The 17,089-nt window shown below is 59.0% G+C and carries 18 protein-coding genes; 13 read left to right on the top strand and 5 right to left on the bottom strand.

What is annotated here, in order from left to right:
• The first annotated feature begins 157 nt into the window (after positions 1-157).
• Together ACQY8Q_RS23945 and ACQY8Q_RS23940 are read left to right on the top strand one after the other, a co-directional pair.
• The gene (locus ACQY8Q_RS23945; protein WP_428428944.1) at positions 158-991 is read left to right on the top strand and encodes a UDP-2,3-diacylglucosamine diphosphatase; all 834 of its coding nucleotides are present in this window, start codon (positions 158-160) and stop codon (positions 989-991) included.
• A gap of 93 nt (positions 992-1,084) precedes the next feature.
• On the top strand, positions 1,085-2,305 hold the full coding sequence (locus ACQY8Q_RS23940; protein ID WP_428428943.1) for an MFS transporter: 1,221 nt from the start codon (positions 1,085-1,087) through the stop codon (positions 2,303-2,305).
• On the opposite strand, the gene dgcA is transcribed toward ACQY8Q_RS23940, so the two are convergent.
• Positions 2,257-3,240, bottom strand: coding sequence for an N-acetyl-D-Glu racemase DgcA (gene dgcA / locus ACQY8Q_RS23935; protein WP_428428941.1), 984 nt, complete (start codon positions 3,238-3,240; stop codon positions 2,257-2,259). The genes ACQY8Q_RS23940 and dgcA overlap by 49 nt on opposite strands.
• A 140-nt stretch (positions 3,241-3,380) precedes the next feature.
• On the opposite strand from dgcA, the gene ACQY8Q_RS23930 reads away from it, so the two are divergent.
• The 4 genes from ACQY8Q_RS23930 (at position 3,381) to ACQY8Q_RS23915 (ending at position 7,695) form a co-directional block, all read left to right on the top strand.
• Positions 3,381-4,523 (top strand): MlaE family ABC transporter permease, encoded by a 1,143-nt coding sequence (locus ACQY8Q_RS23930; RefSeq protein ID WP_428428940.1) that lies wholly within the window; start codon positions 3,381-3,383, stop codon positions 4,521-4,523.
• A 35-nt stretch (positions 4,524-4,558) separates the two neighbouring features.
• Complete coding sequence (locus ACQY8Q_RS23925) at positions 4,559-5,374, top strand: ABC transporter ATP-binding protein (protein WP_428428939.1); 816 nt, start codon at positions 4,559-4,561, stop codon at positions 5,372-5,374.
• A 123-nt stretch (positions 5,375-5,497) separates the two neighbouring features.
• Positions 5,498-6,868: an MlaD family protein gene (locus ACQY8Q_RS23920; protein ID WP_428428938.1), complete on the top strand. Its 1,371-nt coding sequence runs from the start codon at positions 5,498-5,500 to the stop codon at positions 6,866-6,868.
• A 212-nt stretch (positions 6,869-7,080) separates the two neighbouring features.
• Complete coding sequence (locus ACQY8Q_RS23915) at positions 7,081-7,695, top strand: ABC-type transport auxiliary lipoprotein family protein (RefSeq protein WP_428428937.1); 615 nt, start codon at positions 7,081-7,083, stop codon at positions 7,693-7,695.
• On the opposite strand, the gene ACQY8Q_RS23910 is transcribed toward ACQY8Q_RS23915, so the two are convergent.
• Positions 7,696-7,959: a BON domain-containing protein gene (locus tag ACQY8Q_RS23910; RefSeq protein ID WP_428428935.1), complete on the bottom strand. Its 264-nt coding sequence runs from the start codon at positions 7,957-7,959 to the stop codon at positions 7,696-7,698.
• A gap of 156 nt (positions 7,960-8,115) precedes the next feature.
• Between ACQY8Q_RS23910 and ACQY8Q_RS23905 the strand changes: the two genes are divergently transcribed.
• The gene (locus ACQY8Q_RS23905) at positions 8,116-8,373 is read left to right on the top strand and encodes a hypothetical protein (RefSeq protein ID WP_428428934.1); all 258 of its coding nucleotides are present in this window, start codon (positions 8,116-8,118) and stop codon (positions 8,371-8,373) included.
• Positions 8,374-8,442: 69 nt separating this feature from the next.
• On the opposite strand, the gene hemF is transcribed toward ACQY8Q_RS23905, so the two are convergent.
• Positions 8,443-9,354, bottom strand: a complete 912-nt coding sequence (hemF, locus tag ACQY8Q_RS23900; RefSeq protein ID WP_428428933.1) for an oxygen-dependent coproporphyrinogen oxidase — start codon at positions 9,352-9,354, stop codon at positions 8,443-8,445.
• Positions 9,355-9,565: 211 nt separating this feature from the next.
• Between hemF and ACQY8Q_RS23895 the strand changes: the two genes are divergently transcribed.
• Positions 9,566-9,826 carry a hypothetical protein gene (locus ACQY8Q_RS23895; RefSeq protein WP_428428932.1) on the top strand — a complete coding sequence of 87 codons (261 nt, stop codon included), beginning with the start codon at positions 9,566-9,568 and terminating at the stop codon, positions 9,824-9,826.
• A 37-nt stretch (positions 9,827-9,863) separates the two neighbouring features.
• Here the strand turns inward: ACQY8Q_RS23895 and soxR are convergent, their stop codons facing one another.
• Positions 9,864-10,343 carry a redox-sensitive transcriptional activator SoxR gene (soxR, locus tag ACQY8Q_RS23890; protein ID WP_428428931.1) on the bottom strand — a complete coding sequence of 160 codons (480 nt, stop codon included), beginning with the start codon at positions 10,341-10,343 and terminating at the stop codon, positions 9,864-9,866.
• 74 nt (positions 10,344-10,417) lie between these two features.
• Here soxR and ACQY8Q_RS23885 point away from each other — a divergent pair, with 74 nt between their 5' ends.
• The gene (locus tag ACQY8Q_RS23885; protein WP_428428930.1) at positions 10,418-10,987 is read left to right on the top strand and encodes an NADPH-dependent FMN reductase; all 570 of its coding nucleotides are present in this window, start codon (positions 10,418-10,420) and stop codon (positions 10,985-10,987) included.
• A gap of 16 nt (positions 10,988-11,003) precedes the next feature.
• On the opposite strand, the gene ACQY8Q_RS23880 is transcribed toward ACQY8Q_RS23885, so the two are convergent.
• Entirely contained in the window at positions 11,004-11,468 is a 465-nt protein-coding gene (locus tag ACQY8Q_RS23880; RefSeq protein ID WP_428428929.1) for a tRNA (cytidine(34)-2'-O)-methyltransferase, read from the bottom strand.
• A gap of 392 nt (positions 11,469-11,860) precedes the next feature.
• Between ACQY8Q_RS23880 and ACQY8Q_RS23875 the strand changes: the two genes are divergently transcribed.
• From ACQY8Q_RS23875 to petA, 4 genes are all read left to right on the top strand, one after another.
• Positions 11,861-13,726 (top strand): ABC transporter ATP-binding protein, encoded by a 1,866-nt coding sequence (locus ACQY8Q_RS23875; protein ID WP_428428928.1) that lies wholly within the window; start codon positions 11,861-11,863, stop codon positions 13,724-13,726.
• Between the two features lie 42 nt (positions 13,727-13,768).
• Positions 13,769-14,152: a hypothetical protein gene (locus tag ACQY8Q_RS23870; protein WP_428428926.1), complete on the top strand. Its 384-nt coding sequence runs from the start codon at positions 13,769-13,771 to the stop codon at positions 14,150-14,152.
• Between the two features lie 113 nt (positions 14,153-14,265).
• Positions 14,266-16,134, top strand: a complete 1,869-nt coding sequence (locus tag ACQY8Q_RS23865; RefSeq protein ID WP_428428924.1) for an ABC transporter ATP-binding protein — start codon at positions 14,266-14,268, stop codon at positions 16,132-16,134.
• 371 nt (positions 16,135-16,505) lie between these two features.
• Entirely contained in the window at positions 16,506-17,084 is a 579-nt protein-coding gene (gene petA / locus ACQY8Q_RS23860) for a ubiquinol-cytochrome c reductase iron-sulfur subunit (RefSeq protein ID WP_037095693.1), read from the top strand.
• The last annotated feature ends 5 nt before the right edge of the window (positions 17,085-17,089 follow it).

Genomic DNA, 17,089 nt, shown 5'->3' with positions numbered 1-17,089 from the left:
GGTCCCGTACAGTTTCGAAACGGGCGTTTATCCCCGGTTTTCAGGAACAGGTGTTTCTCCGGCGTTACGGGTGGTTCCACAGGCTGTCATCCTCCTGAAACAAGAGTCTGTTTTTGAAGGCTCATAAGAGAGGCACGATAGACCGTTGCGAGGCACGATGACCGAGAAAGAGCAAGAACCCCGGCGTTTCAGGACCCTGTTCATTTCCGACGTTCATCTGGGATCAAAGGCCGCCAAGACCGACTACCTGCTCGACTTCCTGCGTGTCACTGAGGCGGAGACCATTATCCTCGTCGGCGATATCATCGACGGATGGCGGTTGAAGCGCAGCTGGTACTGGCCGCAGGCTTGCAACGACGTGGTCCAGAAACTGTTGCGCAAGGCGCGCAAGGGCAGCCGCATCATCTATATTCCGGGCAACCACGACGAATTCATGCGCGATTTCCCGGGCGTGCATTTCGGTGGTATTGAGGTTGCCCAGCGCCACATGCACGAGGCTGCCGATGGCCGCAAATATCTGGTGTTGCATGGCGATGAATTCGATGTCGTGGTCCGCAATGCCCGCCTGCTCGCCTATCTCGGCGATTGGGCTTACGACATGGCGATCGTCATCAATATAGGGCTTGCGGCTATTCGCCGCCGTCTCGGCATGCCTTACTGGTCGTTTTCGGCCTGGGCGAAGCAGCAGGTCAAGCATGCGGTCAACTTCATCGGCGAATTCCAGCGGGTGGTTGCCGACGAGGCGCGCCGCGAAAATGCCGATGGCGTCATCTGCGGCCATATCCATCATGCGGTCATGGAAGACATTGGCGGCATCCGTTACATCAATACCGGCGATTGGGTGGAAAGCTGCACGGCAATTGCCGAGCACCATGACGGAACCATGGAGCTGATCACCTGGCGGGAATTGAGCAACGTTCCTGCGGTTCGTGAAGACACGGCCGAGGTGGAAATGATGATGGCACGGGTTCTTTCGCAACAGGCGGCATAAAACCGCAGGTATCTGCGACTTTAGGGAAAACTAGCGGCTGGCGCTGTTCTCTGGCGTCGTGATAAATCATGGATGCAACTGTCAGGTCCTTCCATGATTCCCTCATCTCCGTCTCCCTTTCGCGAGGAAGCGCCGCGCTATTTCGTGCCGCGTATCGCCTTGCTCTTCTGCGCGCCGCTCGTCGTCAATGGATTTGCCATGCCGTATTTTCCGGTCTGGCTGAGCACCTTGTCGCTGAGTGATTTCGAAATCGGCATCATCCTTGCCTTGCCGATGTTCGTGCGCGTCATCACGGCGCCTCTGGTCGGGCTTTTGGCGGACAGGATCGGCGAGCGTGCCGAGGTGCTGATCTGGTCGGCAGTGCTGTCGTTGCTGACGGCACTGGCGCTGTTCGTATCGCATAGTTTCTGGTTCGTACTGATCATCTATGCCATCCAGGGCGGCGTCTATGCGCCCTATGTGCCGATTGTTGAGGCGATCGCGCTGACCGGCGTGCGGCGTTGGGGTTACGATTATGCGACCATGCGCGTCTGGGGCTCCGTCGCCTTCATCGGGGCAACGATGCTGGGCGGCGTCATGGTCGGCTGGTATGGCGGCTCGATGGTGCTGCCTGCAATGGCTGGCGGTTTCATCCTGATGATTCTCCTGACCTTCATCGCCCCACGCGTTGGAAAACCGCGCCGGCCGTCGACACTGACGACGCTGACGGAACCGCCGCCGAAGGCGCTGCGCAAACTGGATCTGCAGTTGCTGTTGATCGGTGTGACATTGGTCAACGGCAGCCATGCGATGCTGTTCGCCTTCTCGGCGATCTACTGGCAGCATATCGGTTTTACCGGCACCGAGATCGGCCTTTTGTGGAGCGCCGGGGTCGCAGCTGAAGTTCTCATGTTCTTCTGCGCCAAGATGATAATCCGGCGGTTCAGCCTGTGGACGATGATCTTTTCAGGCTGCGTGCTTGCCGTCGTGCGCTGGATCATTTTTCCGATGGATCTCGGCTTCGGAGGCTATTTCGCGCTGCAATGTTTCCATGCGTTCACCTATGCGATCATGCATACGGGCATGCAGAACATTCTGGTTCAACGGGTTCCTGAAGAACAGGAGTCCTCGGCGCAGGGGCTGTATTTCTTCTATACCGGCGTCTTCTCGGCGATCTTCACCTTCACATCGGGCTATTTTTACACTTGGTTCGGCGTCCAGGGCTTTTACTCGATGTCGGTTGTTGCCTTCGTCGGTTGCTGTTCCGCCTTTGCCGCCTGGTATCTTCAGCCCCAGAGGGCCGGAAGGGGCGGAAAGACCAGCGAATCGGCGTAGCGCAGGCCGGGCTCGCGGTCGCGGGCCAAAAGCAGCGGTCCATCGAGATCGACGAAATCTGCGCCCTGCGCCAAAAGCACGGCCGGTGCCATGCCGAGCGACGTGCCGACCATGCAGCCAACCATGATCTTGAGGTTCAGCGCCCGTGCCGCATCGCGCATGCGCAAGGCCTCTGTGAGGCCACCGGTCTTGTCGAGCTTGATATTGACGGCATCGTAGAGCCCCGCAAGCTTCGACAGGTCTTCAGTCTTGTGGACACTTTCATCGGCGCAGACCGGTACCGGGCGGTGAACGGATGCGAGCAGGGCGTCCTGCCCGGCGGGCAGGGGTTGCTCGATCAGGGCCACGCCTGATTCGAGGCAGACATCAAAATGATAGGCGAGATTGGCCTCCGTCCACCCTTCATTGGCGTCCAGAATGATGGCGCTGTTAGGGGCTGCTGCCCGCACGGCGCGAATGCGCGAGGCGTCGTCGGCGGTTCCGACCTTGATCTTCAAAAGCGCCCGATGAGCATACTGCGCCGTCTGGGCCGCCATGGCTTCCGGTTCACCAAGCGAAATCGTGTAGGCAGTGGTGAGCGGCGCGGGTTCGGCAAGTCCAGCCAGCGTAAACGCGCGCACGCCGGCTTTCTTGGCATCAAGATCCCAGAGCGCGCAATCGACGGCATTGCGTGCGGCACCGGCGTTCATCACTTGCCGGAGTTCCTCGCGATCAATGCCCGCTTCGATCCGTGGCCCGATGGTTTCGATTTCGGCCAGCACGCTGTCGATGGTTTCGCCGTAGCGCGCATAGGGCACACATTCGCCGATGCCGGCAAAAACACCGTCCGAAACATGGCAGGTGACCACGGAGGCCGTGGTCTTGCTACCGCGCGAAATCGTGAAGCTTCCGGCGATCGGGAAGTGTTCGACGGCGGTTTTCATCTGGCGGGTCATGGCTATCTCCTGTGTCTTCCATATCCCAGCGGGCAACCGATTGGCACGGAAACGTTTCAATCGGTGACAGACCGGGCTCAAGCGGCTATGAGTCGCTGACGTTTTATCAAATGCAGCCATCTCCGGAAGACCCAACAGACGTGACGCGTTCCCAAGTGAAAACCGACACCGACGTGCAGCTTGCAGAAGCTGACGATGGCAGCACCCGGGCTTATCGTCTCAGTGGCGATTGGCGCAGCGTATCCATTCACCTGGCAACACCGAAGCTGGATGCGTTCGCTGCCAAGGGCGGCGAACCCGCAGAAGTCGATCTGAGCGATGTCACCGCCATGGATACGGCGGGTGCCTGGGTTATTCGCCGCTTCATGACGCAGATCGGCGACGTGACGCTGAGAAGCGACAAGCCGCGTTATCTCGAACTCATGAATGCGCTGCCGGAGAAACTGCCGGAGCCAGCCTCTGAAGACAAGAAACCCGGCTCGCTTTTCGTTCGCATTTTTACCCCTATCGGCAATTCGGTGGTCTCCGCTTGGGAAGACACCGTTGCGGCGATGTTTATTCTGGGATCGGCCGTGCGCGGCGCCCAGCTGAAACTTGGCCGCCAGAGCGGCCTGTCGCCGGCGGCAATCGTCAGCCAGATCGACCGCATGGGCGTTCAGGCAGTGCCGATCATCCTTTTGATGTCGTTCCTCATCGGCGCGATCATTGCCCAGCAGGGTGCGTTCCAGCTGCGGTATTTCGGCGCCGAGCTTTTCGTCGTCGATCTGGTCGGCATTCTGCAGCTGCGCGAAATCGGTGTGCTGCTGACCGCGATCATGATCGCCGGCCGTTCCGGCAGCGCGATCACGGCCGAGATCGGCTCGATGAAGATGCGCGAGGAAATTGACGCGCTGAAGGTGATGGGGCTCAGCCCCATCGGCGTTCTGGTGTTTCCAAGGCTCGTCGCGCTGACCATCGCGCTGCCGCTTTTGACGATCATCGCCAATTTTGCCGCTCTGACAGGGGCTGCGGTCGTCACCTGGAGCTATTCCGGCATCACCTTTGCCACGTTCCTGGCACGGCTGCAGGAGGCGGTGGATTTCTCCTCCGTGCTTGCCGGTATGATCAAGGCGCCATTCATGGCGCTGATCATCGGTGTCGTTGCCGCCGTCGAAGGCTTGAAAGTCGGCGGCAGTGCCGAATCGCTCGGCAAGCACGTGACCCAATCGGTGGTGAAGTCGATCTTCGTGGTCATTCTGGTCGACGGCCTGTTTGCGATCTTCTACGCGGCGATCAATTTCTGATGGAAGAGGTTTTGCCGGTGGATCCGAGGGAAGACATGACAGCCGACACGGCCACGGAGGCCGGCGAAGACGGCAGGGAAGTTATCCTGTCGGTGAAGGATCTGACTGTCGGTTTCGGCTCCAACATTGTTCTCGACAAGCTCAACCTCGATATTTACCGCGGTGAAATTCTCGGTTTCGTCGGAGCATCCGGCACCGGAAAGTCGGTGCTGATGCGTACGGTCCTGCGCCTTTTGCCGCGCCGGTCGGGCTCCATCGAGATTCTCGGTGTCGAATACGATGCGGTGAGCGAAGAGGAGCGCATGGAACTCGATATGCGTCTTGGCGTTCTCTTCCAGCATGGCGCGCTGTTTTCGGCGTTGACGGTCAAGGAAAACATCCAGGTGCCGATGCGGGAATATCTCAACCTGCCGCAGGAGCTGATGGATGAACTGGCACGGCTGAAGATCGACATGGTGGGGCTGGCGCCGGAAGCGGCCGACAAGTTCCCGTCCGAACTGTCCGGCGGCATGATCAAGCGTGCTGCGCTGGCGCGCGCGCTGGCGCTCGATCCGGACCTTGTCTTCCTCGACGAGCCGACCTCCGGGCTGGATCCGATCGGGGCGGCTGAGTTCGATAACCTGATCGCCAAACTGCGCGACACCCTGGGATTGACCGTGTATATGGTGACTCACGACCTCGACAGCCTGTTTTCGGTCTGCGACCGGATTGCAGTGCTCGGCAAGAAAAAGGTTCTCGTCGAAGGCACGATCGAGGACATGCTGGCCTGTGACGACGAGTGGGTGACGTCCTACTTCCAGGGCAAGCGCGCGCGTTCCATCGTGCGCGAGGATGACGAGAGGGCCTCCTGACAGCGCTGCATGATTGAGACGTAGCAGGCGTGATTGTTTGAAGCCGACTGACTAATTGAAGCCGACTTATTTATTTGAAGCAAGGAGCCGCATTGGCGGCGTCCCCCAAGGGTACCGGTAGCAATGGAAACAAAAGCCAACTACGCCATCGTCGGATTTTTCACCGTCGCGATCATCTTCGCGGCTTTCGGCTTTGTCTACTGGATGTCCCAATACGGCCGAAGCGGCGAAATGGCGGAGCTGGTCATCAGCATTCCCGGATCGGCCAACGGCCTGAGTGTCGGATCGCCGGTGCGCTTCAACGGTATTCCCGTCGGCTCGGTTCGCAACCTCGCCATCAATTCCAACGATCCGCGCTATTCTGTTGCGGTGACTGAGGTGTCCGCCGATGCGCCGGTGCTGAAATCGACGACGGCGACACTGGAAATCCAGGGGCTGACCGGAGCTGCCTATATCGAACTCAGCGGCGGCAACAAGGGTGAAGAAAACATCCTGCGCAAGGCGCTCGATACCGGCACATCCGCGCAGCTGACCGCCGACCAGTCCAGCGTCACCAGCCTGCTGGCAACCGCCGACAAAATCCTCGACCGGGCAAACACAGCGATTGGCGATATTCAGGGCTTCGTCAAGGATGTGCGCGGACCCTTGACCGATACGATTTCCAATGCCGACCGTTTCACCCGGTCGCTGGCTGACAATTCCGAAGGCATCGATCAGTTCCTAAAGAGTGTCAGTGCGCTGTCGACCTCGATCACGGCCGCAGCCAGCAAGCTTGATTCGACCCTGTCTGCAGCAGACACTCTGGTGAAATCGGTCGACCCGAGGAAGATCGATCACATTGTCAGCAATGTCGAGAAGATGAGCAACGACCTGAGTGCCGCATCCACGGGCGTCGCCGACACCATCGCCTCGTTCAAGAAGACGGCCGAGACCTATGAACGGTTTGGCGAAAGGGCTACGGCATCGCTGGATCGCGTCGATACGCTGATCGCCTCCATCGACCCGCAGAAGGTGTCAGGCGTCGTCAACGACGTCTCGGCTGCCAGCGCCGATGCTCGCAAGGCGGTGGCTTCGGTTGCGGATTTTGCCGAGCGGATCAAAGGCCGGCAGAACGATATCGACCAGACGATCACCGATGTCACCCAGATGGCCAACAAACTGAACGCTGCTTCCAGCCGCGTCGATGGCATTCTGGTCAAACTTGACGGTTTCCTTGGTGATGCCGATGCACCGTCGCTGTCGGCGGATGCCCGGGCGACAATGGAATCCTTCCGCAAGGTGGCCGATAACCTGAATGCCCAGATCGGCCCGATCGCTGATAACCTCAAGCGTTTCTCAGGCTCTGGCTTGCGCGATATCGAGGCTCTGGTCAGCGATACGCGCCGGACGGTCAACACGCTCGACACGACGATTTCGACCTTCGACAAGGATCCGCAGCGGCTGCTGTTCGGTGGCGAAACGGTGAAGCAGTATGATGGACGCACGCGCCGTTGAGCCGAAGCTGCGCGCCGGTGAGTCTAAGCGGGAATTACCGCAGCTGCTGCCGTCGAATCGGGTATTGCCTTCCGAGGCGTGACGTGAGCGTGGCAAGGCTGCAAGCCTTGACGGATTTTTAACTTGTCTTCGCCGGATTGGCGGCTTTTTTGACTTGTTTTGACCGGATCAGCCTCTACGTTGCTGCTGATTGGCGAAGGATAGTGTTTGAAATGAATTTTTCCGGTGTGTCGTTTGGTCGAAAGGCAGGTTTGATCCGGGCCTGTTCTGCATTTCTCTTGGTCGCCGTGCTTTCCGCCTGCGCCGGCAAGGCAAACAATGACACCTACAGCCTGTCTGCTTCGCCCGCCATCGAAGGCCCTTCTTCGACCAAGAAACAGATACTCGTTCCCGAGCCGACCGCGCTGAAAGCGCTCGACAGCGATCAGGTGGTGATCCGGTTGTCGGGTTCGGAAATCCAGTATCTCGCCAAATCGCAGTGGAGTGACCGCCTGCCGAAGATGGTGCAGGCAAAGCTTGTGCAAGCATTCGAGAACACCGGCAAGATCGGTGGCGTCGGCAAGCCGGGCGAGGGGCTGGCCATCGACTATCAGGTCATCACCGAAATCCGGTCGTTCGAAATATCGACCGAAGGTGCCGATACCGCCATCGTCGAGATTTTCGCCAAGATACTCAACGACCGCAACGGCACCGTCGGTGCGCAGAAGGCTTTTCGCGCAACCGTTCCGGTCCGTGGCAGCGGGGCGCCGGCTTTCGTTGCAGGCCTTGATGGCGCGTTTGCACAGGTTGCAGGCGAGATTGTCAGTTGGACGCTCAAAGCGATCTGATCAGGAAACCGCGATCCGGTTGACGATTTCCGCAACACCTTCGACGGTGTTTGCGGCTTCTTCCGCCCGCTCGGCCTCTTCAATGGTTGCGACCGTGCCGCTGAGCACAATCGTATTTCCCTTTGAGACCACGGAAACATCCGAGGCATCGAGCCCGTCTACCGTGGCCAGGCAGTTGGCGACCCGCGTTTCCAGGTCGGCCTGATCTCCCTCGAAAAGCTCTTCCGGGGTTTTGCCGTAAAATGTGCGCTCTTTGAAAACCATGGCTCAGTTCTCCAATCCGGTTATCCGCCGATAACGCGGCGCGCCTGTTTTTGTTCAGGCCTGTTCCATTCGAAACAGCGCGGATAAGCGGCGTGTGAGATTGTTGGGTCACTGGATGAGACGAACTCATCAGGAACCAACAGAGGAGACAACATCATGCGCAAGTTCATCATATCCGCCGCCGTCGCAGTCATTGCCGCCGTCTCGTTTGCCGCACCGTCTCAGGCCGGCGGACATGGCCATCACGGATATGGTCACCACGGCGGGTTTTCCATCGGTTTCTACAACACTGGCTACTATGGTGGCGGCTACTACGGCGGTGGTTATTACGAGCCATCCTGCTACATCAAGAAGGTGAAGCGCTGGGACCGGTGGGGCAACCTGCATATCCGCCGCATCCAGATCTGCGATTGATACGCAGACTGCAGACAACAAAAATCCGGCCGTTTACGCGGCCGGATTTTTTCGTTCGGGAAATTGGTTTCAGGGCCAGCGGACCACCGGTGGCAAGGATGACAGAATTGAATCGACATTTCCGCCGGTTTTCAATCCAAAAATCGTGCCGCGATCGTAGAGCAAATTGAATTCGACATAGCGGCCGCGGCGGACCAGTTGCTCGTCGCGGTCTTCCTCACTCCAGGGCTTGTTGAAATTGGCGCGCACGATCTTCGGATAGATCAGGCTGAACGCTTTGCCGACGTCCTGGGTGAACGCGAAGTCGGCCTCCCAGCCGCCCTTCTCCTCGCCAGAGTGCAGCCAGTCGTAAAAGATACCGCCGGTGCCCCGCGGTTCGTTGCGATGTTTTAGGAAGAAATACTCGTCGCACCATTGCTTGAAGCGGCCGTGGTCGGCAACCGGGTGCCGTTTGCAGGCGATCTCCATGCCCTTGTGAAACAGCAGCGTATCCGGGTCGGTCGGCGTCCGGCGGCTGTCGAGAACAGGTGTGAGGTCTGCACCACCGCCAAACCAGTTGCTGGTGGTGACAACCATGCGCGTGTTCATATGAACAGCTGGAACGTTCGGATTGACCGGATGGGCGATCAGCGAGATGCCGGAGGCCCAGAAGGTGGGATCTTCTTCGGCGCCAGGAATCTGGCTGCGGAATTCCGGCGAGAACTCGCCGTAGACTGTCGATGTGTGGACGCCGACCTTTTCAAAGACGCGGCCTTCCATCATCGACATGCGCCCGCCACCGCCAGCTCCCTTGTCGCGCAACCAGTCCTTGCCGACGAAACGCCCTGGCTCGCGGTCGGACAATGGGCCTGCCAGTTCGTTCTCGATGGTTTCAAACGCGGCGCAGATGGTATCGCGCAAGGATTGGAACCAGGCTGTTGCTCTGGCCTTCTTGTCTTCGATATCCGCGGGCAGTCCCTGTGGCAGGTTGGGTCGTTCCATGAAAAGTAATCCTGTTTGGCGGGGCCTCAAGCGGCAAAAAGCGCGCCGATTCGCATATTGGCCGACAGTTCATATTTTTGCCACGGCTGCAACGGCGCAGGCATCAACAGGTCAGTCTGCCGCAGATGTCTATGCGGAGATTCCGACTCGCAAAAGCAGGAATATCTCCCTATCTTCACTATAAGAGGCTCGACTGGCGAAAGGTGAGCTCATGGCACGACTTCCGGCAGGACCGCCGCTCGACGGCTTGAAACGTCAGATCGCCCGGCACCGCAGCGGCAACCCGCAACGCAATGACGGGCTGTTCGTGCGCGAAACATTCCGGCTCGATCGCACCGATGCGCGCCAGAAGGCGCAGGAATGGTTCGATGCCTGGCCGAAAGCCGCCTACTGGACCGAAGTGGAGAGCTGGCGCCAACTCGACGGCGACCAGATCGAATTCACCATGCGGCGCCTGCCCAGCGCCGATTGAGGTCTCAATCTGCTGATCCTTTGTTACAGCCGAACGCTTACTCCTGTTCCTCACCGGCATGCTCGATGAGATAGGCGCCGGCGCCTTTCTCAGACAGCGTGTCGTAGGGATTGCGCAACGGACAATCGCGCATCGAAAGGCAGCCGCAGCCGATGCAGGACGTCAGCTGGTCGCGCAAAGCGGTGAGCTTTGCGATACGCTCGTTCAGATCGGCCTTCCAGTGTTCCGACAGATGCGCCCAGTCGCTCGCCAGCAATTGCCGGTCGTTTGGCAGGGCGGAAAGCTCCCTTTGAATATCTGCGAGCGGAATTCCGGTGCGCTGGGCAATCTTGATGACGGCGATGCGGCGCAAAACGCTGCGGGGATAACGGCGCTGATTGCCCCGGCTGCGCATGCTCTTGATCAGGCCTTTTGTCTCGTAGAAATGCAGCGTCGAGACCGCGACGCCACTGCGCGTGGCGACCTCTCCGACGGTCAGTTCGCGGCGTGGCAGATCGGTTCGATTTTCTTCCGGCATATCTATTGACCTCAACTATAGTTGAGGTTCTATACCATAGGCTCTATCGCATCTACAACGGAGCTTTCGCAGATATGAATGAGAAAATGACCATCGCCGTCGTCTATGGCAGTGCACGGCAAGGGCGCTTCTGCGACACGGTCGTCAACTGGGTTTTGACGGAATTATGGGCCGAAAGCGGTTTCCGCGTCATTCTCATCGATCCCCTCGAGTTCAAGGGGGCGGCCGGGGATGCGGCGTTGAACGCCGAAGCGCTTGAGGAAAGGATTGCCGAGGCCGATGCCTTTATCGTCGTCACGCCGGAATACAATCACGGCTATCCGGCTCCGCTCAAGGAGCTGATCGACAGTTGCTATGAGCCGTGGCACGCAAAGCCGGTTGGCTTCATCTGCTATGGCGGTGTCTCGGGTGGACTGCGGGCCGTTGAGCAGTTGCGCCAGGTCTTTGCCGAGCTGCACACCGTGACGATCCGCGACACGGTCAGTTTTTCCAATGTCTGGGCGCAGTTCGATGCGGCCGGTAATCCGTTCAAGGCGGTAGAGGCCAAGGCCGGATTGATGGTGATGCTGCGGCGGTTGAAATGGTGGGCGAGGGCGCTGAAGACTGCCCGGGCCGAAAACGCCTATGGCGGGGTTGCGGCATGAAGCAGGCCGGCAGGTTTCAGCCGTTGACCTGCCGGATCGCCTCGCCGGCGATCATTGCCACCGACATGGCAACGTTCAGCGACCGTTGTCCCTCGACCATCGGCACGATGATGCGCCCGTCCGCCTTGTCATGGACGTGATCCGGCACACCGGCGCTTTCGCGGCCGAACAGCAGAGTGTCGTTCGGCCGGAAGGAAAAGCGTGTGTAGGGCTCGGCGGCCTTCGTGGAGGCCAGCACCAACCGGCGGCCCTCAGCAAGCCGGACCTCCTCGAACAGCTCCCAGTTGATGTGACGCGTCAGCGTGACCGAGGCGATGTAATCCATGCCTGCGCGCTTGAGGTTCTTGTCCGACAGATCGAAGCCTGCGGGCTCAATGATATCGACGGCAAGGCCAAGACACGCGGCAAGGCGAAGGATCGTCCCGGTATTGCCGGGAATATCGGGCTGGTAGAGGGCGATGCGGAGTGAATGGGACGACATATCAACAAGTCTTATGGGGTTCATCAATGGCCGTAATCAATCTGTGCCGTAATGGCAACAGAATCCTGGCTGAGACAAAAATGATGAAAAAAACGCCAGCGGCAATCTGGCGTACCGGCGCAAATCAATCTATGTCTGCAGCATCTTCAACGCGAACCACAGGAGGCTTACATGGATATTCGAATGACCACCAGCCTCCAGGCTGTGCCTCCAGTCCTCTTGGGCTGACCGGTTTCGCGCTTTTCTTTTTTTGGCACCATTGCGCACGACCGCCCGCTTTCCGGACGAACACGTCTCGTGTGCAAGATTGAGCTGTTTTCCGGTTTTTAATTTCTGATCGATGAATGCGGGATGTCCCGCTTTCCTTCACTGAATTCCTGAAGGAGCTTATAATGTTCGGCTGGTTTGAATCCCGCCTCAATCCCTATCCCGTCGAGGAACCCAAGGTTCCACCGCAGGGTCTGTTTGCCTTCTGCTGGCACTATACCAAGCCGGCGGCACCCTGGCTGTTGACCATGTCGGTCTGCACCATGCTGATCGCGATTGGCGAAGTGGCGCTGTTCCAGTTCCTCGGCAATGTCGTCGATTGGCTGTCTTCGGCCAAGCAGGACACCTTTCTTGCGAGCGAGGGTACAAAACTGTTCTGGATGGGCGCGCTCATCCTGATCGGCCTGCCGACAGTCGTCGCTGTTGATTCGATCATCATGCATCAGATTCTGCTCGGCAATTATCCGATGATAGCGCGCTGGCAGATGCATCGTTATCTGCTGCGTCAGGGCATGACCTTTTTCGCCAACGAGTTTGCCGGCCGCGTCGCCACCAAGGTGATGCAGACCTCGCTTGCCGTGCGCGAAACGGTGATGAAGATCCTCGACGTCTTCGTCTATGTCGTCGCTTACTTCATCTCGATGCTTGTGGTGGTTGCTGCAGCCGACTGGCGGCTTTTGGCACCGCTGATCGTCTGGATCATCATCTATGTCTGCATCGTCACATACTTCGTGCCGCGCTTGCGCAAGATCTCCAAGGATCAGGCGGATGCGCGCTCGATGATGACCGGCCGCGTCGTCGACAGCTACACCAATATCGCCACCGTCAAGCTGTTTTCGCATGCCGGCCGCGAGGAGGTGTATGCCAAGGAAAGCATGGACGCGTTCCTGCAGACCGTGCACCGGCAGATGCGCAAGGTGACGCTGTTTCATATCCTCGTCTATACCAACAACTGCATCGCACTGTTCGCGATCTCGGCGCTCGGCATCTATTTCTGGATGACCAGCGGCATGTCGGTCGGCTCGATCGCCATTGCCGTGTCGCTTGCCATGCGCATCAACGGCATGTCGCAGTGGATCATGTGGGAAGTCTCGGCGCTGTTTGAAAACATCGGCACCGTCTATGACGGCATGAGCATGATGACCAAGGCACATGACATCGTCGACAATGACGATGCCAAGGTGCTGAAGGCGCCGCAGGGCGCCATCGCGTTCGAAAATATCGGCTTCCACTACGGCAAGAACAAGGGCGTGATTGAAAACCTCTCGCTCCACATCAAGCCGGGCGAGAAGATCGGTCTGGTCGGACGCTCAGGTGCTGGCAAGACGACGCTGATGAACGTGCTGTTGCGCTTCTACGATCTCGAATCGGGCACGATCCGGATCGATGGGCAGGATATTTCTGCGGCAACGCAGGACAGCCTGCGTGCGCAGATCGGCGTGGTGACGCAGGATACATCCCTGCTGCACCGTTCGATCCGCGACAACATCGCCTATGGTCATCCCGAGGCTGGCGATGCCGACATCATCGCGGCCGCCAAGCGGGCCAATGCCTGGGACTTCATCGAGTTGCTCGAGGATAACCAGGGCCGCAAGGGGCTCGATGCGCAGGTCGGCGAGCGGGGCGTCAAGCTCTCCGGCGGCCAGCGCCAGCGGATCGCGATTGCCCGTGTCTTCCTGAAAGACGCACCGATCCTGATCCTCGACGAGGCGACCTCGGCGCTCGATTCGGAAGTGGAAGCCGCGATCCAGGAAAACCTGTTTGCCCTGATGAAGGGGAAGACGGTGATCGCGATTGCCCACCGCCTGTCGACGCTGACGGAGATGGACCGGCTGGTCATTCTCGAAGCCGGCAAGATCGTCGAGACCGGCAGCCATGCCGAGCTGGTCAGCCGCAGTGGCCTTTATGCCGACCTCTGGTCGCGGCAGTCCGGCGGCTTCATCGCTGATGATGGCGATGGTGCAAACCAAAAGGAGGAGGCGGCCGAATAGGCCGCCTCCAAGCCTTGCATGTTATCTCCCGGGACGATCGACGTGAGCGATATCGGTTTTGAATTCGACATCCTGATCAAGGGTGAGCGCACGGAGGCGTTCGATGTCTTCACTGCTGCCAATCCGGACTGGGGATGCCGCTATGGAAAGAACGGCGGCTTCCTGGCCGAGCCGCCGCAGCTGACCGTCGATCAGCCGGACGCGAGCAGCTTCATTGCGCTGCATGTCGATGCCTATGCAGCCCAGCTTTCGGCGCTGCGGGTCTTTGGCCATGGCCATGGCATTCGGATTGCTGTCTATTTTGACAGTGCGACGATGACAGCCTTGAACCTTGGTCTCAAGCCCTCGACCATGGCGCTGGTTTCGGCACTCGGCTACGAAGTCGAGTTTTGCCTTTATCCTTCCACCGACCACGGCGACGGCTGAAAACGGACTGAAGAACTGCGTTAAAGTGAACATGACGGATTTGTAATCGAAATCCCGGACATTCGGCGGCAATTGCCGATTGTCCGGCCTGCGAATCCGCCTATATCGGACATATGGTTTTGCGCGCCCTGTTTGCCTTTTTCGAAAACTGGATACAGCCTTTCGCGGCGCGCGACAGTTTGCAGCCGCCCGAGCGGTTAATCCCCTATGTCTGGTTTTACATAAAGCAGGCCAAGGCACCGTTTATCGCCATGCTGGTTCTCGGCGGCATGACGGCGGCGATCGAGGCGACGCTGTTCTGGTTTGTTGGCCGCATCGTCGATATTCTCGCCACCGTCAGACCAAGCGACGGCTGGAGCGGGCTGCTTGCAGACCACGGCGCCGAGCTGTTCGGTATGCTGGTTCTGATCGGCATCATCCGCTTCGTCGTCTCGCTGGTGATGGCGCTGGTCGATCAGCAGGTGATTACGCCGGGCTTTTACAATCTGGTGCGCTGGCAATCCTATCTGCATGTCTCGCGCCAATCTTTGTCGTTCTTCCAGAATGATTTTTCCGGCCGCATCGTGACCAAGGTGTGGTCGGGCGGACAGGCGGTCGGCGATGTCGTCACGTCGCTGATGGAAAGCGTCTGGTTCGTCGGCATCTATTCGGTCTCGACGCTGGTGCTGGTCGGCCAGCTCGATCTGTCGCTTGCCGTCGTCGTTTTTCTCTGGCTGATCGGCTTTGCCTTCCTGGCGCGCTATTTCGTGCCGCGCATCCGCAAGCATTCGAAGGAAACGGCCGAAGCGTCGTCGATGCTCAGCGGCCGCATGGTCGATGCCTACAGCAATATGCAGACGCTCAAACTGTTTGCCCGCGACGAGGAAAACGACCGCTATATGCGGCAGGGTTTCGATATTTTTCAGGATAGCATCATCCGCTTCACCCGGTTCATCACCGGCGTGCGGGCATCGATGGCGTTTCTGTCGGGGATCATGATCGTCACCATGGCAGGGTTGAGCGTCGATCTGTGGCTTTCAGGCGCAATCAGCTCCGGTGCGGTGGCGTTCACGATGGCGCTGATCCTGCGGCTGAATTTTCTCTTGAGCCGGATGATGGTCCAGTTCAACGGTATCATGCGCAATATCGGCACGATCCAGAATGCCGCCGAGATGATTTCTCAGCCGGTGCAGCTTATCGACCAGCCGAATGCACCGAGCCTCGTCGTCAATAGCCCGGCGATCCGTTTTGACAATATCCACTTCCATTACGGCAAGGGGCAGGGCGTCATCGATAACCTGTCTCTGGTCGTAAGGCCGGGTGAAAAAATCGGTATTGTCGGCCGCTCAGGTGCGGGCAAGACGACGCTCGTCAATCTGCTGTTGCGCTTCTACGACCTGGAAGCCGGCCGCATTCTGATTGACGGGCAGGACATCTCGATGGTGCGTCAGGAATCGCTGCGCATGCAGATCGGCGTCGTCAGCCAGGATACATCGCTGCTGCACCGGTCGATCCGCGACAACATCCTGTTTGGCCGGCCGGATGCCGACGAGCACGGTCTGCGTGAAGCGGCTGAAAAAGCCGAAGCGCTGGATTTCATCGAGAACCTGCAGGACCAAAGGGGCCGCAAGGGATTTGACGCCCATGTCGGCGAGCGCGGCGTCAAGCTGTCTGGCGGACAGCGCCAGCGGGTGGCGATTGCGCGGGTGATGCTGAAGGATGCGCCGATCCTCGTGCTCGACGAGGCGACTTCGGCGCTTGATTCGGAAGTCGAGGCTGCCATCCAATCCAACCTCGACCGGCTGATGCACGGAAAGACCGTGCTTGCCATCGCCCACCGGCTCTCCACCATCGCAGCACTCGACCGTCTGATCGTCATGGATCAGGGCCGGATTGTCGAAGATGGAACCCATGACCAGCTGATATCAGCCGGTGGCCTCTATGCCGATCTCTGGCTGCGGCAGTCCGGCGGATTTTTGGCGCGTGAGGCTGCGGCCGAATAACGCACCAGCTCTGTGCCAAACGGCTGTGCGGCGTCGCGTTTCGATCGTGCCGGACGGCAAAAAGCGGTTTGCGAACATCGGCTTCGGTTTTCCCGCGACAATGTGGCTCACCCCTTGCACCCAAGGCTAGACATCCCCAGCGATCAAGCATAGAACGCGCCGGAATGCCGGGGGAATCTGCCGTTTTTTTGATGGGCGAGGTTTGCCCGGTTTTGGTGCATGAGCGGGGAAGGCGAAAGTTTTCTTCGAATCGTGCATAGAGGCTTATTGATTTGGCGCTGTTCTTTCGCTCAAGTGTCAGCACGGGGCGCGGATCGACGCCGGGGACAGTGCGGTTTCCGCAAAACATTGCGTGAGAGGATGGTTTAGCCGTGAGCGAACACGAGATATCAAGCGAAACCTCGGGCGAGCCCACTCGCCGCGATTTCCTGTATTTGACGACTGGGATGGCAGGCGCAGTCGGCGCAGCAGCCGTAGCATGGCCATTCATCGACCAGATGCGGCCTGATGCTTCGACGCTGGCGCTGGCTTCCATCGAGGTCGATGTTGCAAGCCTGCAGCCGGGCATGTCGCTGACCGTAAAATGGCGCGGCAAGCCGGTGTTCATCCGCAACCGTACCGACAAGGAAGTCGAGGAAGCCAACGCTGTTGCGCTGGCCGACCTGAAAGATCCGGTTGCGCGCAACGCCAACCTGCCCGCCGATGCGACTGCGACAGACCTTGATCGCTCCGCCGGCAAGGAAAAAGAAAACTGGATCGTCATGATTGGCTCCTGCACGCACCTCGGTTGCGTTCCGCTCGGCCAGGCTGGCGATTTTGGCGGCTGGTTCTGTCCGTGCCACGGCTCTCACTACGATACGGCTGGCCGTATTCGTAAGGGCCCGGCACCACAGAACCTCGCTGTACCGACCTTTGCGTTCGCTACCGACACAGTCATCAAGATCGGTTGAGGGGA

It is taken from the genome of Pararhizobium sp. (assembly GCF_965279435.1).
Classification (GTDB): Bacteria; Pseudomonadota; Alphaproteobacteria; order Rhizobiales; family Rhizobiaceae; genus Pararhizobium.
Note: the sequence above shows the minus strand (reverse complement) of the source record. Positions and strands in the feature narration are given on the sequence as shown.